The organism is Nitrosomonas sp., assembly GCA_031316255.1.
GTDB lineage: Bacteria > Pseudomonadota > Gammaproteobacteria > Burkholderiales > Nitrosomonadaceae > Nitrosomonas.
The window spans coordinates 651447-672800 of sequence record JALDQW010000001.1 but is presented as its reverse complement, the minus strand read 5'-3'; the positions used below and the strand labels follow the sequence as shown (position 1 = coordinate 672800).

Sequence of the window (21354 nt, the reverse complement as noted above, 5' to 3'; positions counted from 1 at the left end):
ATCTGATGACGCCAAATCCATGGATTTACTGGACGGATTTTCTGTTTAACGCCATTGTGGGCTGGGCAGCATTTTTCACCGCATTGTTTTCGCCTTTGTTTTCACTGGTGCAAATTGGCGCATATGTGGTTGCGGTGCTGACACTGTACAGGGCGGCAATTTTCGTCCATGAACTCGCGCATCTGAAGAAAGGGACGTTCAAGGTTTTCCGAACGGCATGGAATTGTATGTGCGGCGTGCCGTTCATGATCCCGTCATTTACCTACGATGGTGTGCATAACGACCATCATCGGCGGGATGTATACGGTACGCATCAGGACGGGGAATATCTGCCGTTTGCAACGCACAAACCCATTGAAATGGTGGGTTATGTTCTGCTGTCGTTTTTGATACCGCCAGTACTGTTGGTGCGTTTTCTGTTATTGACGCCATTGTCCTATCTGATTCCACCGTTACGCAAAGTCGTTTGGGAACGTGCTTCATCGCTAACGATTGACCCGACTTACAAACGCGCGGAAAACGCCATTCGCAACGATTACAACTGGCGGCAGCAGGAACTGGCGGCATTTTTGTTCGCTTTTGTCGTGGTATCGCTGGTGTGGCTGGATGTCATGCCCTTCGATGTGTTGGTGCTCTGGTATCTTGTTGCTGTCATGGTTTTTATCCTGAATTCACTGCGTACCCTGGCCGCACATGCCTACCGCAATCCAGGCGAAAAACCGATGACCCATGCCGAGCAGTATCTGGACTCGATAAACGTACCCGGTAATCCGCTTATTACCCCATTGTGGGCGCCGGTTGGGCTGCGTTTTCACGCGACGCACCATTTATTTATGAGCATGCCCTATCATAATCTCGGAAAAGCGCAACGCCGTCTGGTCAATGGACTCAGTGATAATAGGCTTTATCTGACAACCCTGCGCACCAGCTTATGGGATGCCTTGACGCGTATCTGGCGTGAATCTTCACAAGCCAGTACGTCAAAAAATACGACTGATAATTCATGAACCCGGCTTCTTCAGAAAAAAATGAAACCGCACAAAAAATAACGCGACTGGTTTTGCTGCGTCATGGGCAGAGCATCTGGAATCGCGACAGGGTTTTTACCGGCTGGAGCGATGTCGTATTAAGTCCAAAAGGACAACAGGAAGCAAAAAATGCCGGCCGTCAACTACAACGAACCGGCATCCGCTTCGACAGATGTTTTTCGTCTACATTACAACGTGCCTCGGAAACTGCGAAAACGGTTTTATCAACCATGGAACTTGACGAATTGCCCATACAGCAATGCTGGCGGTTGAATGAACGGCATTACGGCGCGCTGGAAGGCATGGGGCGTTTGGCCGCCATCAGGAAATTTGGTTTATGGCCTGTGTTGCGCACACAAATCCGGTTTGATGGCGAACCACCGAAACTGGAAATGGATGATAGCCGTTTTCCGGGCAATCAACCGCAGTATGAGGCCGTTGAAAAAAATGAACTGCCACGCGGCGAAAGTCTGAAACTGGCCATGGAAAGAATGCTGCCCTTCTGGCAGGATGTCATCAAACCGGAAATACAACAGGGGCAGTGCGTGCTGATTGTTTCACATAAAAACGTGCTGCGTACACTGATGATGCAACTTGACAATCTGACTGAGGTGCAGGTGTTGAAACTAAAGCTGGCGACGGGTAAGCCCCTGGTTTATGAACTCGACCATGAGTTTAAGCCTGTTCGGCATTATTACGTGGATGAATTGCGCTGAACGGTTTTAAATACGATGACAACAATCTACAGTTTTGCGCCGATTGTCGATTCGCATGCCCGTGTGCTTATATTGGGCAGCATGCCCGGACAGGCATCATTGAATGCCGGTCAATATTATGCCCACCCACAAAATGCATTCTGGCGCATTATGGGCGAATTACTGGACTTTGATCCGGCAATTACATCATATGCCGAAAAGACAAACGCACTGAAATCAGCGGGTATCGCACTCTGGGATGTGCTGCAATCCTGTCGGCGTGAAGGCAGCCTTGACTCAAACATCGATATCAAATCGCAGGTTGTAAATGATTTTGAGTCTTTCTTTGAAACCCATACGCACATACGTTTTGTTTTTTTTAATGGCGGTAAAGCAGAAGATTGTTTTCAGCGCTATGTGTTGCGCGATACTGTTCTGGATTTCGTTCAACTGTTTCGGCTGCCGTCAACAAGCCCGGCCAATGCAACATTGTCTTTTGCGCACAAACGGGACAAGTGGCATCAAATGTTGATGGATACTTTATCAATTTCTCAATATCGCAGTGATCAGCTATCAGTCAGATGAAATGGGATGACTTGAAAAACTGGAGCGGTTACTGGGATCAACTGCGCACGATTTTGCTTGATCCGAAAGTCGACGAAGCGTTGCTGGAGAAATCGCTGCAAGAGGCCCGCGAGAAAATGCCTGTGCCTGTTTTATGGCTGATCGGCAAAACGCAGGCAGGCAAGACATCGATTATCCGCGCGATGACGGGGAGTGAAACCGCTGAAATTGGTAACGGTTTTCAACCCTGTACGCGGCAGTCGCGTTTTTATGATTTTCCGGCGGATATCCCTGTCGTCAGATTCCTGGATACGCGCGGTTTGGGTGAAGTTTCCTACGATCCGGCGGATGACATCCATTACTGCGAGTCCAAAGCGCATTTGCTGATCGCCGTCATGAAGGTGGCGGACATCAAACAACAGGCTGTTTTTGAGGTACTACACACGGTGCGTGAGCGCCATCCGGAATGGCCATTGCTGATTGTCCAGACCGGTTTGCATGAATGCTATCCCGTCGGCGGACAGCATATCGATCCCTGGCCCTATGATCAAACGCCGTTGCCGGATGCGGCGCCTGCTGATCTCAAGCGCGCGTTGTTTGCGCAACGCGATGCTGCGGCGGACATACCAGGTCATGCGCCGGTACGTTGGGTGGCCGTGGACTTGACACTGCCTGAAGACGGATTTGAACCGCCTGAATATGGACTCGAAGCCCTATGGCAAGCTATCGAAGCGTTGTCATCATTGGGTCTGGAAAATCTTTTGACCCGTGGCGAAGCCGTGCACGACTTGTATGAACGCACCGCGCATCAGCATATCGTTGGTTATGCGACAACTGCTGCAGGGCTTGGCGCGTTACCGGTGGTTGATCTCGTAGCCGTATCGGCCGTACAGGCAAAATTACTGCATAGTCTGGCAACGCTTTATGGTCAGACATGGGATAAACGGACGATTTCCGAATTTCTCGGATTGATGGGCGCAGGCGTGGCAACAGGTTATGTCGCACGAATACTGGGGCGTGCGGTCGCCAAAGTTATTCCCGTCCTGGGCCAAACCGTCGGGGCGATCTGGGGAGCAAGCGCCAGTGGCGCAACAACCTATGCGTTAGGAAAGGCTGCCGTGTACTTTTTTGTCAGGCACCGGAACAATCTGAGCGTTGACTCCGAGACGATTCGCCGTATCTACGCAGAGGAACTGGAACGCGGCACTGCCATCCTGAAAGACCGTTTGCAGGGTAAATCGTGATGAAGCCGTTGCCCTATGGTATCGATCCGCTCAGATTGCTGGTTTTTTTGTTGATGGTTGTGCCGTTTCTGGCGGTGCTGGGTTTCGGTATGTTATGGTTGTGGCAGAACGGTTTTTTATTGTTCTGGGCACTGGCGATGCTGGTCAGCGGTGGGGTTGGTTATGGCCTGCAGCAGTTGCTGGTCAAACGGGAACGCAAGCTGCTGGCCGAAGCTGCGACGGAACCGAATCCCGAATGGCCGCTCAGTGCTGATGCGGCATGGGAACAGGTGCAGGCGTTGGCGGATAGCTGTGAACCCAAAGACTGGCCGATAGAAACAGGCGACTGGATTCTGGCGCTAGGCCGGCGCACAATGGAAACGGTGGCGCGTTGTTACCACCCCGATGTGGAAAAACCCCTGCTTGAACTCACGGTGCCGCATACGCTGCTGGTCATAGAACGGGCAAGCCGTGATTTGCGCCTGGATGTAACTGAAAACATACCGTTCAGCAACCGGTTGACAATCGGCGACCTGTTTCGCATGCAGCGCTGGAAAGACAAGGCGGAACAGGTGTATGACATTTATCGGGCTGGCCGGGCGATAATCAATCCCGTCAATGCCATCCTTGGCGAGGCCTGGCGCCAGCTGCGCGAAAGCAGTTTTCTTCAGGCGCGTGATGAATTACACCGCTGGTTTTTGCGCACGTATATCCGCAAAGTTGGTTACTATGCGATTGATCTGTACAGTGGCCGTCTGGTGCTGACAGATGAAGAACCCGCAACAACCCGGACAGCCCGGTCCAGTGTCGATATGGACGCGGCGGATCAATCAACCGGGGAGAGCAATGCCGTAGAGGAACCGTTGCGTATTCTGGTGCTGGGACGGTCCAATGCCGGCAAATCAAGCCTGATCAATGCACTGTTCGGCCAGTTGACCACTGTTGCCGATATTTTGCCGGACAGTACTCTGACGCTCAAACCCTTTGCGCTTTCACGGGACGGATTGACCCGGGCGTTAATCTTTGACACCCCGGGCTGCGACAGTGAACACTTTGAAATTAAACAATTACAGCATGCGGCTCAGGATGCCGACCTGATTTTATGGGTCAGTCCGGCAAACCGGCCGGATAGGCAAACGGAACGCGATTGTCTGGACGCGTTGCGTTTATTCCTGTCCGCACAAATTAACCGCCGCCCGCCGCCGTTACTGGTTGTTGCCAGCCATATAGACCGCCTTCGGCCAACCGGCGAATGGAACCCGCCATATGATTTGACAGCTACACACAATACCAAAGCCACAAACATCAACGCGGCCGTACAAGCTGTTGCTGCCGATCTTGCGATATCGGTTGACCATGTCATCCCGGTCTGCCTGATGGAGAATCATATTTATAATGTGAACGATACGTTGTGGGCAGCGATCCTGGACCAACAGGAAGAAGCCCAGCGGGCTCGCCTATTGCGCTGTCTGGATGAAAAGAAAAAAGCGGAGAACTGGGTATTGCTGTGGCGTCAGATGATCAATGCAGGCCGTTTTCTTAAGAATCTGCCGGAAGTCCTGAAAAAACGCCTGGATGACTGATGCGTTAACAAGGCATCTGATGTCACCGAGAGAACGCTTTGCATTAACCCTATTTCACGCAAAAAATGAAGCAGGTAGTATGCAGTTGCCGCGTGCGGTTGACAAAAAAACAGTGTCAAAAGTGGGGCGCAACATTTCAATTTAATTGCTGCGGAAAGGGGAATTAACATGTCCCAAAAAACCGTTATGGATGTCTGAAGCGAGTTTCCAGCTTTGCCGGAAGTCATTCAGGCCAGAGAATTTTCCTATGCAGGAGTTATTCCCGCTGTTTCAAATGACCGTAACCGATATTCCCCGAACAACCGGACCTGGTATAACCATTGCCAAGTAATGTTCATGTTTTTCAACCGGTAAATTCAGACCCAGAAACTAGTGTTTAATTGCATTAATTCGACACAAACTTTTTAAGCAACATATCAATATAAAACAGTTGGTTAGCTCTGCAAATAAATTACCTTATTTTTGCAATTAAACACTAGCAGGCTGCTGAAAAACTCCAGGATTCATCCAGTATTGGTAAAATAGCATAAAAGTAAACTGGAGCAATAGCGATGCGAGGCATAGACACACAACCGAGGAATCTGTTCAGTTATATTCAACTGGAAGAGCGTGTACCCATGGATCATCCGCTTCGATCAATCCGCACGATGGTTGATGTGGCTTTGAGTAATATGGATACGCTTTTTACTGAGATGTATTCAAATACCGGTCGTCCTTCAATTGCGCCAGAACGATTGTTGCGCGCCCAGACATTACAGATTTTATACACGATACGCTCAGAGCGACAGTTGGTTGAGCAAATAGATTTCAATCTACTGTTTCGCTGGTTTGTGGGTCTGGAACTGGATGATGAAGTATGGGATGCGACAGTATTCTGCCATAACCGTGACAGGCTACTCACCCATGAAGTGGCTGAAATGTTCTTTGAGCAGATCAAGGCGCAGGCCGATGCGTGCAACTTGCTGTCGAAGGAACATTTTTCGACCGATGGTACTTTGCTTGATGCGGCGGCATCAATCAAGAGTTTCAAGCGTAAAGAAGCAAATGACGTTTCGGGCACAGATGGGAGTGATGATCAAGCACCAGCTGACCTGAAGCGTAACGCAGAAGTAGACTTTCACGGAGAACGTTTTAGCAATGAGACGCATGAATCTTCTACAGACGCAGATGCACGTTTATACCGCAAAGCCAAGGGCAAAGAAGCAAAGCTGAGCTTCATGGGGCATTTGCTGACTGAGAATCGTAACGGGCTGATCGTACAAGCCGACGTGAGTCAGGCAACGGGAACCGCGGAACGTGAAGTTTCGCTGACGATGCTGGATGCGCAGTCAGGTTTGAACAGGCGCACACTTGGTGCGGACAAGAATTACGATACCAGGGCTTTTGTTGCGGACTGTCGTAAGCGCAAAGTAACGCCGCATGTGGCGCAAAAGAAACATACTGCGATTGATGGTCGTACGGTACGTCACAAAGGATATGAAGTAAGTATGAGAAAGCGCAAACAAATTGAAGAATGTTTTGGCTGGATGAAAAATATTGGTCTGATGCGTAAATTACGACATCGTGGCAAGAAGCTGGTGAACCAATTATTCCTGTTTACAGCCGCTGCTTACAATCTGGTCAGAATGAGGCGATTATTGGTGTAGCACGCCAGAAATCCGCACAAAAGGCAGAAAACGGAGAATCATTCAGAAAAACAAGCTCTTTCAGGTGCTAAAAATCAGAAGTGAGCTTAAAAACTCTCTCGTAGGAGCGGGTAAGGGAAAATAAATGTGTGTTTTTCAGCAGCCTGCTAGCAGCAGAGAAGAGGCATCGCAAAAATCAGAAAAATTTAACCCGGACTCCCGTTTAAAATTTTCCGAATTAAAAATCGGGATCAATACAGATACTTCAGTCTCTGGAGAAACACGCTGGTTTAAAACAAGCCATGAACATCTCTCGTGTTTGCTAAAATTTACAATAAACACGAGATAGCCGTGTCGTCGCTGAATATTCTCAAGCAATTAGAGAACTTGAGCGATGAGGCGGCGGTATAGCGTTGAGAGGACAATCGCTGCTGGCCATCCCGTATTATGGGGCATATACTTCGAGTGGTTGACCGGAAATATTTTTCAACAAGCTAGGTATACGCTTTCTGGAGGAATAAAACGATGGGGCAGGAAAAACATGAGCAAAATCACTCAGACCAGGCCTGTTGTCACCCTGATCATCAGACCGAGAAGAGGATTCAGCATGCTGCTCCATCGGATGGGGCTGATGTCATCTACACCTGCCCGATGCACCCTGAAGTCCGGCAAAATGGACCGGGAAATTGTCCGGTGTGTGGCATGGCGCTGGAACCGGAAACAATCACCGGAGAGGAAGGTGAGAACCTTGAGTTGATTGACATGCGCAAACGGTTCTGGTTTGGCCTGGTTCTGACCTTGCCGGTTTTTACACTGGAAATGGGTGGTCATGTTTTCGATTTGCACCGCTATATCAGTGGCACACAGTCCAACTGGATTCAACTCGTGCTGGCTACGCCTGTTGTGCTTTGGGCCGGAAAGCCGTTTTTCGAGCGCGGCTGGGCTTCGCTGAAATCCCGGAATTTGAATATGTTTACGCTGATCGCGATGGGTACGGGGGTTGCCTGGTTGTACAGTATCGTGGCGACGCTGGTTCCCGGTATTTTCCCAGAGGCGTTCCGGCAGGATGGCGCTGTCGCGGTTTATTTCGAGGCCTCGGCTGTGATTACCGTGCTGGTGCTGCTTGGACAGGTGCTCGAACTGAAAGCCCGCGAGCGAACCGGTGGCGCAATCCGTGCCCTGCTTGATCTGGCGCCGAAAACAGCGCGCAGAATTGATGAAAATGGCAATGAAGAAGATGTGCCGCTCGATCAGATTAAAGTCGGCGATTTGCTGCGCGTGCGTCCCGGCGAAAAGATACCGCTCGACGGGACAGTGACTGAAGGCCGAAGCGCGGTTGATGAATCCATGGTTACAGGCGAATCGATGGCTGTTAAAAAAGCGCCGGAGAACAAGGTCATCGGCGGCACGATGAATCAGACCGGCAGTTTTGTGATGAAGGCCGAGCGCGTCGGCAAAGACACCATGCTATCGCAGATCGTCCATATGGTTGCAGAAGCGCAGCGCAGCCGTGCGCCGATCCAGCGGCTGGCGGATATTGTCGCCTCATGGTTTGTTCCGGCGGTCATACTGGTGGCCGTTCTGGCTTTTATCATTTGGGGTGTCTATGGGCCGTCGCCTGCGTTCAGTTATGCACTCATTGCCGCTGTCAGCGTGCTGATTATTGCCTGTCCATGCGCGTTGGGGCTGGCAACGCCGATGTCCATCATGGTCGGCGTCGGTAAAGGCGCGCAGGCCGGTGTATTGATTAAGAATGCCGAAGCGCTGGAGCGTATGGAAAAAGTGAATACGCTGGTGATTGACAAGACCGGCACGCTGACCGAGGGTAAGCCGACTGTAACGAAGATTGTCGCCGCTGACGGTTTTGCAGAAGATGATCTTCTGGCACTGGCCGCCTCGCTTGAACAAGGCAGTGAACATCCGCTGGCGCATGCCATCGTTATGGCCGCAAAGGATAAGGAACTTGAATTTTCTGCGACAGATGAGTTTGATTCACCCACCGGCAAAGGCGTGATCGGCAAAATCAACGGACAGGCGGTTGCGCTGGGTAATGCGATGTTGATGGAAGAAGAGGCTGTTGATGTCTCTGCTTTATCCGCGCAAGCCGATGAGCTTCGATCCGACGGTGCGACCGTGATTTTTATCGCCGTGGACGGACAGGCCGCCGGAATTCTGGCTATCGCCGATCCGATCAAGGAAACCACACCGGGTGCGATCAAGGCCATTCATAACCAGGGCATACATATCGTCATGCTTACCGGCGATAACCGCCGTACCGCCGAGGCCGTGGCAAAAACGCTCGGTATTGAAGCGGTTGAGGCCGAAATTCTGCCGGAAGATAAAGGTAAAATTGTTAAAAAGCTGCGCGATGAGGGGCGCATAGTGGCTATGGCCGGAGACGGCACAAATGATGCGCCTGCTTTGGCGGCTGCCGATGTCGGCATCGCAATGGGCACAGGGACAGATGTGGCCATGGAGAGCGCAGGCGTGACCTTGTTAAAAGGCGACCTCACCGGTATTGTCCGTGCCCGCAAGCTGTCTGTGGCCACCATGCGGAATATTCGGCAGAATCTGTTTTTCGCGTTTATTTACAATACGGCGGGCGTGCCTATAGCGGCAGGCATTCTGTATCCGTTTTTTGGTGTCCTGCTTTCTCCTGTCATCGCTGCCGCTGCAATGTCATTATCCTCGGTCAGTGTAATCAGCAATGCACTTCGTCTGAGACTGACGGCGTTATAACCCATTTACCGATGTAGTAAGACATATGCGCATAGTGTTGTTATTTCTTTTTTCATGCGCGTTAATCGGCTGCACAGGTATGCCGGAGGGTGTTGTTCCGGTCAAAAATTTTGATGAAAGCCGGTATTTAGGCAACTGGTATGAAATTGCCAGACTGGATCATTCCTTTGAACGGGGCCTGAGTAATGTAACGGCTGAGTATACATTGCGCAGCGACGGCGGGATAAAGGTTGTCAATCGCGGTTTTTCTGCAGCCAGGAACGAATGGAAGGCGGTGGAGGGAAAAGCTTATTTCGTTGAAGACCGTGATGTGGGGCGCCTGAAAGTTTCATTTTTCGGTCCGTTTTATGGGTCTTACATCATTTTCGATCTGGATCGGCGAAATTATCAGTACGCCTTTATATCGGGCTACAACACGTCTTATTTGTGGCTTCTTGCAAGAACGCCCACGGTCAGCGAGGACGTGAAAAAACAATTTGTTGAAAAATCCGAAAAACTCGGCTTCGATACCGGTTCCTTCATTTTTACCGAACAAAATTTAGTACAGTAGAGGTGTTTTTGTATGCGACTTTGGTCAATCCATCCCAAATATCTGGACGCAAAGGGTTTGGTGGCGCTGTGGAGGGAAGGTCTGCTCGCTCAAAATGTATTGCTTGGCAAGACAAAAGGTTATAGAAATCACCCGCAGTTGATACGGTTTAAAAATACGGATAATCAGATTGCGGCAATTGCCAGTTATTTAAGAGTGGTTGCCCAAGAGGCTGATCGCAGAAATTATCAATTTAATCACACCAAGATTATTGATCTGGTTTTTAAAGATAAAATTCCCGTAACAAACGGCCAGGTTCAATACGAGTTCAAACATTTGTTAAATAAATTAAAAAACAGGGACCGCGCTTTATACGATAAATTTGAGAACATGACAGAAATTGATCGCCACCCCTTGTTTTATGGCGTTTCCGGAGACGTGGAAGACTGGGAGATTATGTGAATTGATCGATGCAGCGCGAAGATTAAACCTAAACCTGATTACTCCAAAAAGTTCTAGAGGCTGTTCATACGGTGTTTATCAGTTGCATGCCCCAGAAGAATAATGCCCAGTAGCAGAATCAGCAGGGAGACAATGCCGCCTGTGGCTGAAATGATTAAAGGAATTTTCATGAAGAAGCAGTATGTTAGCAACATGATCCCGAGTATTGCAGTTGCTGCCACAATGAAAATAAGACTGAAAATTCTACATGCCAGTATTTCTTTTTTCGGGCTCTCCTGCGCATCGTTATCATATGACAATAAAACGATTTTACAGTGCTCGCAACGTGCTGCTGGTATGCTCGGCTCATAAATCCAGTTTTTCCACTTGTGCCAATAGCCATCTTTTAACGTGTTCAAAGGAACACCATGAAAAATACTCATGCCTTTACTCGAAGCCGATCACCTGATTCTATTGTATTTTCCGGCTATCGATCAAATGGATTCAATAAACTCGCCGTAACAGCTGCACTCTGCGTGACTCTCATCGGTACGGTTTGCGCAGAAAATGTTGCCGAGGATTTTTATACTTGGGCGGGCTTTGAGATGACAGGGGATTTTCCTGGAAAAAATCCACACCTGAAGAATTTCAAATACAAGTTATTTATGCAAGGGCGTTTTGGCGATCATTCGTCACAATTTACCCAGGGACTGATCCGCTCAGGCGTCGGATATAATTTCAATCAAAAGGTCACTGCCTGGCTTGGGTATGACTGGGTTCCGACCCGTCGTCCGCTTGCCCTAAGCCCATTCAACGATCATGCCCTCTGGCAGCAGTTGTCTGTGAGAAACGACTATTCTTTCGGTGCGGTTATCAGCCGTACACGGTTTGAGCAGCACTTTCTGGATATTCCCGGCAGCACGGATGCCGCACATCTTTTTCGGCAGATGATTAAACTGGCGATACCTATGCCGGCTGTTTCATCGCAGGTAAGTCTCGTGGCCTGGAATGAAATATTCGCCAATATGAATTCGACAGATACCGGTAGAAAAAGCGGTTTTAACCAGAATCGTGCGTTTGCCGGACTGGGCTACGCGATAAGTAAAAGCAGGTTGTTGGAAGTTGGTTATATGAATCAATATATTAACAGGCCAAACAGTCCGCGTTCCGATCAAATGCTGCATGTCTTATCCGTTACCCTGCTGTTGAATTTTTAAGCTTGTGCTTTGAGTTGTATCAGACCGGGAACAGATGCCTGAATATCAGCGGCATTCTGATGAACCAAAAGGAATGTATTGGTACAGATATCATCGCTTATGGTTGGCGCATTATGCCATGCTGGAGCCTACATTGCGGCACATTGCAAAGCAATCAGGTATGAAAATTGGTAGCTGACAGTTAATAGATTGTGAATTTTGCATATAAGTTTTACTCACAACAAATAACTTGACTTCGCATCAGTTTTAACTGTACTGTTCAAAAGTATGCGCGCCTGTAAGAAAATAATACTAGTCTTTGCTATGCTGTGGCTTCCCGTGGAAGGCGCGATGGCAACGGTAATTTCATTGTGCGCAAATTTAAAAGAAATAGATTCAGTAGAACTTCTCAAACAAAACAGATCCATTCTGATTAATAACAAAGATTCTTTCTTTAAATGCAATCAGGAAAAGCATTTTTCCGATGAATCCTATCAAGCCACAAGCTTTAATCATGATCAGCATAGTCAGGAAATCAATCATTCAAAGCACAAGAATCTAATCAGTGATTGGCTATCGAATTTCCAGTGTGATGATCTGCTTTGCAAAATCAGTTACACAACGTTAGCTTTAAGCGATGTGATTTTCATAACAGGGGATCATCAAATCGTTATCCTGCCCTTAACCTCAGGTTTTATTTCACACACTCCGAAGCAATTACACCGCCCTCCAATCGTTTTACTCTGATTATCGCGTTCCATTCTGCCATATTTCAAGCAGAGAGGATAATTATCGAGATATGGAGTAGCTATTAAGTGTCATTACCCAATCATTCGGTAGCACTCTGGTGTTATTGCTATACCACAAGACATATTCTGTCTATCTGACTTCGGAAGTTGCTGTTGCTGTGATACTGAGACATTCGAGATAACTTCGTTTTGTCAGCAGTTTGCACACCGATTTGCCATTCCGTTTGCCATAATGCCATAACAGCACATTCGATTCGATGTTGAGTAGCGTTACAACTGAGTATGCTATCAAAAATCAAGAACTGGGAATGATATGAAGACCAACTTAACTATAATCGTCGCATTCACTGCGATCATCCTCCCGATACCTGTGTATGGGGAAACTTATGACCGCAACGTGATCAGCCAAACACAAATGGCATCGGAATCAAAACCGAACGTTTTCACGGTTGATAACAGCGATAACGTTTCGATTCTATCCATACTCATCACGGAAGCACTTGAGAATAATCCTGAAATTATTGCCGCCCAACGGGAACAGGATGCAGCCCGGCAACGCATAGCACCTGCTGGCGCACTGGATGATCCCATGCTCGAGGCTGGCGTCATTAATCTGCCGCTGGCGTCATCGCCTTTCAATCGAGACGATATGACCATGAAAATGATTGGCCTTTCCCAGCGCTTGCCATTTCCCGGCAAGCGCGGTTTGCGCAGGGATGTCGCAACCCGTGATGCGCAAAGTATAGAATACGGATACGAGGAAACCGTTAATCGCGTCATACGTTCGCTAAAAATTGCCTATTATGATCTGGGTCTAACGCATGCAACAATCCGGCTGGTCGAAAAAAACAAATCAATACTCGAGGATTTTCTTCATATCGCCGAAGACCACTATACACTTGGCATGGGAAGTCAGGCTGACGTCTTGAAAGCACAGACGCAAATATCCAGAATGCAGGATGAACTGCTCAGGTTGGGACGTGAACTGTCTTCAATCGAATCTGAACTGGTTCGCGCGCTTGGGCGCAGTGATTTAACTGGTATCCCCAAAATCGGTTCACCACAATTGCATGAAACACTTTTAAACCAGGAATCACTGTTTGAAACCGCTTTTGAACAACGTCCGCAGCTCAAAGCATTACAAAGCATTATCGCGCGTACCGAAAAGGAAGTTGATTTGGCGCGTAGGAATTATTACCCGGACCTTGATGTACGGCTTTCCTACGGGCAACGTAATGCGATGCCGGATGGTATCGGCCGTCCGGATATGGTCAGCTTCAGTGTCGCGATCAATTTGCCGGTTTGGCGTGACAGCAAACTTGCGCCACGTATCGCCGAATCGCTGGCCCTACGTGATCAAGCCATCAATCTATATCAGGCTCAGCGTAATGAAATTACCGCCGGATTACGTCAACAACTTGCCACAGCAGATCAAAATATGAAGTCAATACGGCTTTACCAGACCGCCATTCTGCCTCAAGCGTTGCTCACCGTAGAATCCGCACTGGCAGCCTATCAGGTCAATCGTGTCGACTTTCTTACCTTGCTCGATAGCCAGATGGTCGTATTTGAATATGAAATCAACTTGATTACGGCAGTTGCAAACTATAACAAAGCACTTGCAGAAATTGATTTCATCACGGGCAGTCTCCCCAATAAACCGACAGCCAGCGGAGAACATGATGAAAACAACTAATCAGTTGCTTGTCGTTATCCTGTTGATTATTACTGCGCTTGCAACAGGATACTGGTGGGGCAGTTCCGCACAGTTAACACCCACTACCGGTACAGACAAAACGGCGCAAACAGATCGTAAAATCCTGTATTACCGCAATCCAATGGGATTGCCCGATACGTCGCCAATTCCCAAAAAAGATTCCATGGGAATGGACTATATTCCAGTGTATGAAGATGATGAACCGTTTACTGAGAGTGATGCGGTACACATCAGCACTGAAAAAATTCAGAAACTCGGTGTCAGAACCGAATCGGCCGCTTACCGGACCATGAGCCGGAAAGTTCAGGCTCTGGCAACGATACAGGCAAACGAACGGTTATTACATACTGTTACACTCAAGTTTGAAGGCTGGATACAGAAGCTATACGTCAATACGACCGGGCAGTCCATCAAGCGTGGCGAGGTATTGATGGATGTCTACAGTCCTGAACTGATTACCGCGCAGCATGAATATCTGACTGCCGCAAAAGGCATTAGCTGGTCCCGGGAAAGCGATCCTGAAGTCCAGGCGAGAATGCATCGGCTTGCTAAAAATGCGTTGCAGAAACTGTACAACTGGGATATCTCAGAAATTGACCTTCACCCATTGCAGCATGAAGGCAAAGCGCTTACATATTTACCTTTACGCGCTGCGGTCAACGGCATTGTTATCGAAAAGAACGTGACCCAGGGAAAACGGTTTACACCCGGTGAAGTATTGTATGAAATCGCCGATTTATCGCAAGTCTGGGTGCTCGCAGAAGTGTTCGAACAAGATTTGCGTACGGTGCATTTAGGACAAACCGCGACAATCAAAGTTGACACCTATCCGGACAGGCTTTTCAGTGGAAAGGTTACTTTCATTTATCCCACGGTCAAACCCGAGACCCGAACCACCAAGATTCGCATTGAGTTGACTAATGAAGACGCATTACTCAAACCGGAAATGTACGCACGGGTCGAGTTTTCCTCAGTGCATGATGCCCACGAAGTGTTGGCGATACCGAATTCCGCAATACTGAATACCGGCGCACAAAAACGGGTACTGGTCGCACTCGGCGCCGGCCAGTTTGAGCCGCGCACCGTAGAAACCGGCATGCAGGCCGATGACTATACGGAGGTTTTGTCAGGACTTGCAGCGGGCGATGCGGTAGTGACGCGAGCAAACTTTTTGATCGATGCGGAAAGCAATCTCAAAGCCGCATTTTCCGGATTTAACCCATCGACCTCTGGTCCCCAACCTGATGAGCATAACACTACCACCAAAATTCAAGCCAAACAGCACCATGCCAAGGGCATCATTCAATCAATTGACTGGACAAGCCAGACATTAACGATAGCGCACGATCCGATAACGAGTCTTGGTTGGCCAGCGATGATCATGGATTTCAAGGTGACCGAATCTGCTGTACTGCAATCCCTGAAACCCGATCAAACCATGGATTTTGTTCTGGTCGAAAATGCACCCGGCGAATATGTCATAAAACATTTACACCCGCATACTGACAACAGCCGCGCAAACAGACATGACGGGCATAGCGGACACTGACATGCTGAGCAAAATTATCGAATGGTCAGCACGTAACGTTTTTCTGGTATTACTGACAACGGCTATCATCGTCGGCATATGCAGCTATGCCGTCAAGCAAACACCACTGGATGCGATTCCCGACCTTTCCGATGTGCAGATTATTATCTACACCGAATATCCAGGACAGGCCCCGCAGGTTGTAGAAGACCAGATCACCTATCCGCTCAGCACGGCAATGCTCGCGGTGCCAAAATCTAAAGTCGTGCGCGGTCTGTCGGTTTTCGGCGCTTCTTTCATCTATGTCATTTTTGAAGATGATACTGACATTTACTGGGCGCGAACGCGGGTTCTCGAATATCTCAATTTCGCCTCCAATCAGATGCCCAGTGGCGTTACGCCAACGCTGGGCCCGGATGCAACCGGCGTCGGCTGGGTGTATCAGTATATCGTGCAGTCTGCGCAACATACGCTTGAGGAATTACGCACAATCCAGGACTGGTTTATTCGCTATCAACTCACCAAGGCGCAGGGCGTGGCGGAAGTCGCCACTGTGGGCGGATTCGTTAAAACGTATCAGATCACCATTGAACCGCATAAACTGCAATCCTATGGCATTCCAATCAATCGGGTGGCGCAAGTCATTCGTTCCAGTAACCGCGATGTTGGCGGCCGCGTCATTGAGATGGCGGAGACCGAATATATCATTCGCGGGCGTGGCTACTTGCGCGGCATATCCGATATCGAGAATCTGGTGCTCAAAGCGCGGGAAGGCACGCCGGTTTTGATACGCGATGTCGCGCACGTCGAGCTGGTGCCGGATGAACGGCGAGGAATAGCGGAACTGAACGGCGAAGGCGAAGCGGTTTCAGGCATCGCTGTGGCGCGCTATGGCGAAAATGCGCTTAAAGTGATTGATAATCTGAAACACAAAATCGCCGAGATCTCGATCGGCTTGCCAGATGGCGTGTCATTGGAGACGATCTATGACCGCTCCGATCTCATTAAACGCGCAATTGACAACCTGAAGCAGGTTCTACTGGAAGAAAGCATCATCGTGGCATTGGTCTGCATTATTTTTCTGATGCATGTCAGAAGCGCACTGGTCGCCATTATCATGCTGCCGATCGGCATGCTGATTGCGATGGGCGCCATGCATGTGATGGGTATTAACTCTAACATCATGAGTCTCGGCGGTATTGCCATTGCCATCGGCACCATGGTGGATGCCGCCATTGTGATGATAGAAAATGCGCACAAGCACCTCGAACGCGCACCACCGGATGCGCCGCGCACGCAACTGGTCATTGATGCCTGCAAGGAAGTCGGTCCGGCATTGTTTTTCAGCCTGCTGATCATCACGGTATCGTTTCTGCCGGTATTCACACTGGAAGCGCAGGAAGGACGCATGTTCGCGCCTCTGGCCTATACCAAAACTTTTGCCATGGCCGGTGCGGCGATATTATCCATAACTCTGGTACCGGTGCTAATGCTGCTGTTTATCCGCGGCCGGATCACGCCGGAAAAAATGAACCCGGTGAATCGTATGCTGATATGGGCTTACCGCCCAATAATCGCCTGGGTTATGCGCTGGAAAAAACTGACGATTACCACAGCGCTCGTCATACTGACCGCCTCGATCTATCCCGCCATGAAACTGGGTGGTGAATTCATGCCGACCTTGAATGAAGGCAGCCTGCTGTACATGCCGATCACCCTGCCGTCGATTTCCGTCACTCAGGCTGCCGAACTCATGCAGACTCAGAATAAAATCATCAAAAGCTTCCCTGAGGTTGAATCGGTACTCGGAAAATCAGGACGCGCCAATACCGCGACCGATCCGGCCCCGCTCGAGATGTTTGAAACCATAATCAACCTGAGGCCCGAAAATGAATGGCGTTCCGGCATGACCATTGACAAACTGATTGCCGAAATGGATGCCGCACTCCAGATACCGGGCGTCAGCAATGCCTGGACCATGCCGATCAAGAACCGGATCGATATGCTCGCCACCGGCATCCGCACGCCGATTGGCGTCAAGGTGTTTGGTAATGACCTCAAGGAAATCGAAGCACTCGCCAAACAAATTGAATCGATCATTAAAACAATACCCGGCACCACCAGCGCATATGCGGAACGCTCAACCGGCGGTTATTATCTCGATATCGAACCCGACCGCCTGGCGTTAGCGCGTTATGGATTAGAAATCGGTGATTTTCTGGAAGTCATTTCGCTTGCGCTTGGCGGTGAAATGCTCACTACCACCGTTGAAGGTCGCGAGCGGTTCGGCGTCAGTATGCGCTATCCGCGCGAACTGCGCCAGGACCCGCTGGCCATGGCCACACACATTCTAGTGCCATTGCCAGATGGCGGTGTTATCCCGCTTGGCCAGGTGGCAACCATCAAAACCGTCAAGGCACCACCGAGCATACGCACCGAGAATGCATTATTATCAGTCTATATTTTCGTTGATATTCGTGACCGCGACATCGACAGTTATGTTGCTGAAGCGCAACAGGCGGTTAATGAATACATCAAATTCCCACCGGGTTATTATGCCACCTGGAGCGGTCAGTTCGAGTACATGCAACGCGCCAAGGAAAAATTGAAGCTGGTTATCCCATTTACTTTGGTTATTATTTTCCTGCTGCTCTATCTTAATTTCAGACGATTGACTGAAACGTTGATTGTCATGCTTTCGGTACCTTTTGCCCTGGTAGGTGGAATCTGGCTTATATGGTTGCTTGGTTACAATCTCAGTGTTGCCGTTGGTGTGGGTTTTATTGCACTGATTGGCGTGGCCGCTGAAACAGGCGTGATCATGTTAGTTTACCTTGACCAAGCTTGGAAAAAGACTCGATCGCGATGTGTCCTCGACAGCAAAAAGCCGTCGATATCAGAACTATATGCTGCCGTCATGGAAGGCGCTGTCGAGCGTGTAAGGCCGAAAATAATGACCGTTGTCGCCATTATTGCCGGATTATTACCGATCATGTGGAGCTCAGGTACTGGATCGGAAGTCATGCGGCGCATAGCCGCACCTATGGTTGGCGGCATGGTGTCATCCACATTGCTGACTCTGATCGTCATTCCAGCGCTTTATGCGCTAGCAAAGGAATGGGAACTGTGCAGAAAGCATTAGAAACTCGACGGTGTTAACCTAAAATTCAACCTGGTCAGCATTAAGATGCTTCTCTGTTAGAACTATATTTATTTAACATCAGGAGATTTCAATGAATCCGTCTTGTCTTTCTATTATTTCATCGCAAAACAGAAGTTTTCTGTTCGCTTCTGAATTTGTTTCCGAAGGTCATCCGGATAAGACGGCCGATCAGATTGTTGCCATCTGAATGTGTACCTGGCGGTAATGCGTTAATTTGCTCCGCTTTTAGTTTTCTGATCTCTCTTGCCACCCAGTCTCATCTTCCGTCTTTCCCTAAAAGCTGAATGGCAGTCGATTTTATAAGACTGCTCGGGGAATCTTTTTGATAAATTATTTGTTTTATTGGGTTATTTTTACTTCTTTGGACTTTGCTGGATTCAGTGATGGCGGAGAGAGAGGGATTCGAACCCTCGATGAGGCTATAAACCCCATACTCCCTTAGCAGGGGAGCGCCTTCAGCCGCTCGGCCATCTCTCCGAAGTTACTATGCAGACAGGATAATCGGTAATGCTATCCTGGTCAAATGTTGTTTTTAAGCTGTTATTGGGAAATTATAGCGTTTGCTCCAAGTCGAATGCTTTGTGTAAAACACGTACTGCTAGTTCCATATATTTTTCATCTACAACTACAGAAACTTTGATCTCGGAGGTGGCGATCATCTGAATATTGATCCCCTCTTCGGCCAGCACGCGGAACATTTTACTGGCAATGCCTGCGTGTGAACGCATACCGACACCCACAACAGAAACTTTTGCAATTCTATCGCCCCCAATAACATCTCGTGCGCCAATATGCGGCTGAATCTTTTCTCGAATGATGTTCATTGTGTTATTAAATTCGTTACGATGGACTGTAAACGAGAAATCTGTCAGATCATCATGACTGACGTTTTGAATAATCATGTCCACATCGATATTTGCGTCCGCCACGGGCCCTAGGATTTGGTAGGCAATACCGGGGTGGTCAGGTACGCCTAAAACGGTAATTTTTGCTTCATCTCGATTAAATGCAATGCCTGAAATTACAGCCTGCTCCATATCTCTGTTTTCCTCAAAAGTAATCAGCGTGCCTTGTCCTTCATCTTCAAAGCTGGATAAAACTCTTAACTTGACTTTGTACTTGCCTGCAAACTCCACCGATCTGAGTTGCAAAACTTTTGAACCCAAGCTTGCCATTTCAAGCATTTCTTCAAAGGTAATGCTGCTGAGACGTCTGGCCTCGGGCACGACACGTGGATCGGTTGTATAGATGCCGTCAACATCGGTGTATATCTGGCATTCATCTGCTTTTAATGCAGCAGCCAGCGCGACACCGGTCGTATCTGAACCGCCCCGCCCCAGCGTTGTGATATTGTCGTTTTCATCCACACCCTGAAATCCGGCAACAATTACAACATGTCCATCATTAAGATCAGCTTGAATTTTGTTCGCATCGATGTTGAGTATGCGTGCTTTGGTGAAGGCATTGTCGGTCAGTATTTTTACCTGGAATCCAGTATAGCTTTTTGCCTTAACGTTCAGTTCTTTTAACGCCATTGACAACAACGCGATAGAGACCTGCTCTCCCGTAGATACCATGACATCCAGTTCGCGTGGATCAGGATTTTCTTGCACTTCCCGGGCCAATGCAATGAGTCGATTTGTTTCTCCGCTCATGGCCGAAACAACCACGATAATTTGGTGGCCCTGAGCATGGAACCTGGCCACCCTGCGAGCAACATTCTTGATGCGTTCGGTGCTTCCGACCGAGGTGCCGCCGTATTTCTGAACGTAAAAAGCCACTGATTAATGATCCATTCTTACGGATGAACTCACCGTAATTAAAAAAGCTGCAATTCTACACCTTTCTGTGTTAGAACACTAATATGAGTTGTCAGTTAATCGGATATGCAGTGTGTATGCGAAAAAATTTATTGATTGATCCGAAAACAGGGCTTCCCGCTGTTATGACTGGATTGCCAGTCTGTTTGCTGAGCATATAAAACTGTATAATCTCCATTTATCTGGAACAAAACAAGTTACATTGGCAATCCTATGAATTTATATCAAAATAAAAAAACCAAGGTGCTTTTTGTCTGCATGGGCAATATTTGCCGATCGCCTACTGCAGATGCTGTTTTTAAGCAAACGGTACTGAAATCAGGACTTGAAGATGAAATTTTTGTAGATTCGGCTGGAACACATGCCTATCATATTGGCGAGCCACCAGACCGCCGTGCGCAAAGTATGGCCTTGAAGCGCGGTTATAACATGAACGATCTGCGTGCCCGTAAAGTTGTTTCTGATGATTTTGTTCATTTCGACTACATTCTGGCGATGGACAATGAAAATCTTGAATTATTGAAACAACGTTGTCCGCAGCCGTATAGCAACAAAATTGAATTGCTGATGCGCTATAGCAAAGGAATCTACAGCGATCAGGAAGTGGCCGATCCTTATTTTGGCGGTGATCAGGGGTTTGAAATGGTGCTGGATATGATTGAAGAAGCCAGTCAGGGATTGCTTGAACATATTTGTGGCAGAAAGTAGCAGGATTCTATCAACAGATCAGAATTCACAAAATATTTTCTTTCTA

16 protein-coding genes, 1 tRNA gene and 1 pseudogene are annotated in these 21354 nt (G+C 48.5%); 15 read left to right on the top strand and 3 right to left on the bottom strand.

Translation table 11 applies throughout. The annotated features are described in order from the left end of the window. Positions 1 to 5 precede the first annotated feature (5 nt). The 9 genes and pseudogenes from MRK00_03120 (at position 6) to MRK00_03080 (ending at position 10448) form a co-directional block, all read left to right on the top strand. Complete coding sequence (locus MRK00_03120; GenBank protein ID MDR4516371.1) at positions 6 to 1007, top strand: fatty acid desaturase; 1002 nt, start codon at positions 6 to 8, stop codon at positions 1005 to 1007. Continuing rightward, on the top strand, positions 1004 to 1744 hold the full coding sequence (locus MRK00_03115; GenBank protein MDR4516370.1) for a 2,3-bisphosphoglycerate-dependent phosphoglycerate mutase: 741 nt from the start codon (positions 1004 to 1006) through the stop codon (positions 1742 to 1744). The genes MRK00_03120 and MRK00_03115 overlap by 4 nt, the downstream gene beginning before the upstream one ends. A gap of 15 nt (positions 1745 to 1759) precedes the next feature. Further along, entirely contained in the window at positions 1760 to 2308 is a 549-nt protein-coding gene (locus MRK00_03110; GenBank protein ID MDR4516369.1) for a DNA-deoxyinosine glycosylase, read from the top strand. Next, positions 2305 to 3531, top strand: a complete 1227-nt coding sequence (locus MRK00_03105; GenBank protein MDR4516368.1) for a GTP-binding DUF697 domain-containing protein — start codon at positions 2305 to 2307, stop codon at positions 3529 to 3531. Before MRK00_03110 ends, MRK00_03105 begins: the two co-directional genes overlap by 4 nt. Continuing rightward, positions 3531 to 5093 carry a GTPase domain-containing protein gene (locus tag MRK00_03100; GenBank protein MDR4516367.1) on the top strand — a complete coding sequence of 521 codons (1563 nt, stop codon included), beginning with the start codon at positions 3531 to 3533 and terminating at the stop codon, positions 5091 to 5093. Before MRK00_03105 ends, MRK00_03100 begins: the two co-directional genes overlap by 1 nt. A gap of 551 nt (positions 5094 to 5644) precedes the next feature. Next, on the top strand, positions 5645 to 6739 hold the full coding sequence (locus MRK00_03095; protein MDR4516366.1) for an IS5 family transposase: 1095 nt from the start codon (positions 5645 to 5647) through the stop codon (positions 6737 to 6739). A gap of 600 nt (positions 6740 to 7339) precedes the next feature. Continuing rightward, positions 7340 to 9457: pseudogene (locus MRK00_03090) on the top strand (copper-translocating P-type ATPase). 25 nt (positions 9458 to 9482) lie between these two features. After that, entirely contained in the window at positions 9483 to 10007 is a 525-nt protein-coding gene (locus tag MRK00_03085) for a lipocalin family protein (GenBank protein ID MDR4516365.1), read from the top strand. A 12-nt stretch (positions 10008 to 10019) separates the two neighbouring features. Beyond that, a complete protein-coding gene (locus tag MRK00_03080; protein ID MDR4516364.1) occupies positions 10020 to 10448 on the top strand; it encodes a pyrimidine dimer DNA glycosylase/endonuclease V in 429 nt (142 codons plus the stop codon). Positions 10449 to 10501: 53 nt separating this feature from the next. Here the strand turns inward: MRK00_03080 and MRK00_03075 are convergent, their stop codons facing one another. After that, entirely contained in the window at positions 10502 to 10870 is a 369-nt protein-coding gene (locus MRK00_03075; protein ID MDR4516363.1) for a hypothetical protein, read from the bottom strand. Here MRK00_03075 and MRK00_03070 point away from each other — a divergent pair. The 5 genes from MRK00_03070 to MRK00_03050 all read left to right on the top strand — a co-directional run bounded on the left by MRK00_03070 (position 10856) and on the right by MRK00_03050 (position 18759). After that, positions 10856 to 11644: a DUF2490 domain-containing protein gene (locus MRK00_03070; GenBank protein MDR4516362.1), complete on the top strand. Its 789-nt coding sequence runs from the start codon at positions 10856 to 10858 to the stop codon at positions 11642 to 11644. The genes MRK00_03075 and MRK00_03070 overlap by 15 nt on opposite strands. Before the next feature lie 330 nt (positions 11645 to 11974). Further along, entirely contained in the window at positions 11975 to 12370 is a 396-nt protein-coding gene (locus MRK00_03065) for a hypothetical protein (protein MDR4516361.1), read from the top strand. A gap of 315 nt (positions 12371 to 12685) precedes the next feature. Next, positions 12686 to 14068: a TolC family protein gene (locus tag MRK00_03060; GenBank protein ID MDR4516360.1), complete on the top strand. Its 1383-nt coding sequence runs from the start codon at positions 12686 to 12688 to the stop codon at positions 14066 to 14068. Next, complete coding sequence (locus MRK00_03055; GenBank protein MDR4516359.1) at positions 14055 to 15638, top strand: efflux RND transporter periplasmic adaptor subunit; 1584 nt, start codon at positions 14055 to 14057, stop codon at positions 15636 to 15638. Before MRK00_03060 ends, MRK00_03055 begins: the two co-directional genes overlap by 14 nt. Position 15639: 1 nt before the next feature. After that, positions 15640 to 18759: an efflux RND transporter permease subunit gene (locus tag MRK00_03050; protein MDR4516358.1), complete on the top strand. Its 3120-nt coding sequence runs from the start codon at positions 15640 to 15642 to the stop codon at positions 18757 to 18759. A gap of 405 nt (positions 18760 to 19164) precedes the next feature. Here MRK00_03050 and MRK00_03045 read toward each other — a convergent pair. Beyond that, positions 19165 to 19257 (bottom strand) — tRNA-Ser (locus MRK00_03045). 74 nt (positions 19258 to 19331) lie between these two features. Continuing rightward, positions 19332 to 20561, bottom strand: a complete 1230-nt coding sequence (locus MRK00_03040; protein MDR4516357.1) for an aspartate kinase — start codon at positions 20559 to 20561, stop codon at positions 19332 to 19334. 252 nt (positions 20562 to 20813) lie between these two features. Between MRK00_03040 and MRK00_03035 the strand changes: the two genes are divergently transcribed. After that, complete coding sequence (locus tag MRK00_03035) at positions 20814 to 21308, top strand: low molecular weight phosphotyrosine protein phosphatase (GenBank protein ID MDR4516356.1); 495 nt, start codon at positions 20814 to 20816, stop codon at positions 21306 to 21308. Positions 21309 to 21354: the final 46 nt, after the last annotated feature.

What these genes read in the sequence shown, in the direction of transcription:
- MRK00_03120 (MDR4516371.1), top strand. Translation starts at nt 6, where the DNA reads ATGACGCCAAATCCATGGATTTACTGGACGGATTTTCTGTTTAACGCC.
- MRK00_03115 (MDR4516370.1), top strand. Translation starts at nt 1,004, where the DNA reads ATGAACCCGGCTTCTTCAGAAAAAAATGAAACCGCACAAAAAATAACG.
- MRK00_03110 (MDR4516369.1), top strand. Translation starts at nt 1,760, where the DNA reads ATGACAACAATCTACAGTTTTGCGCCGATTGTCGATTCGCATGCCCGT.
- MRK00_03105 (MDR4516368.1), top strand. Translation starts at nt 2,305, where the DNA reads ATGAAATGGGATGACTTGAAAAACTGGAGCGGTTACTGGGATCAACTG.
- MRK00_03100 (MDR4516367.1), top strand. Translation starts at nt 3,531, where the DNA reads ATGAAGCCGTTGCCCTATGGTATCGATCCGCTCAGATTGCTGGTTTTT.
- MRK00_03095 (MDR4516366.1), top strand. Translation starts at nt 5,645, where the DNA reads ATGCGAGGCATAGACACACAACCGAGGAATCTGTTCAGTTATATTCAA.
- MRK00_03085 (MDR4516365.1), top strand. Translation starts at nt 9,483, where the DNA reads ATGCGCATAGTGTTGTTATTTCTTTTTTCATGCGCGTTAATCGGCTGC.
- MRK00_03080 (MDR4516364.1), top strand. Translation starts at nt 10,020, where the DNA reads ATGCGACTTTGGTCAATCCATCCCAAATATCTGGACGCAAAGGGTTTG.
- MRK00_03070 (MDR4516362.1), top strand. Translation starts at nt 10,856, where the DNA reads ATGAAAAATACTCATGCCTTTACTCGAAGCCGATCACCTGATTCTATT.
- MRK00_03075 (MDR4516363.1), bottom strand. Translation starts at nt 10,870, where the DNA reads ATGAGTATTTTTCATGGTGTTCCTTTGAACACGTTAAAAGATGGCTAT.
- MRK00_03065 (MDR4516361.1), top strand. Translation starts at nt 11,975, where the DNA reads ATGGCAACGGTAATTTCATTGTGCGCAAATTTAAAAGAAATAGATTCA.
- MRK00_03060 (MDR4516360.1), top strand. Translation starts at nt 12,686, where the DNA reads ATGAAGACCAACTTAACTATAATCGTCGCATTCACTGCGATCATCCTC.
- MRK00_03055 (MDR4516359.1), top strand. Translation starts at nt 14,055, where the DNA reads ATGAAAACAACTAATCAGTTGCTTGTCGTTATCCTGTTGATTATTACT.
- MRK00_03050 (MDR4516358.1), top strand. Translation starts at nt 15,640, where the DNA reads ATGCTGAGCAAAATTATCGAATGGTCAGCACGTAACGTTTTTCTGGTA.
- MRK00_03035 (MDR4516356.1), top strand. Translation starts at nt 20,814, where the DNA reads ATGAATTTATATCAAAATAAAAAAACCAAGGTGCTTTTTGTCTGCATG.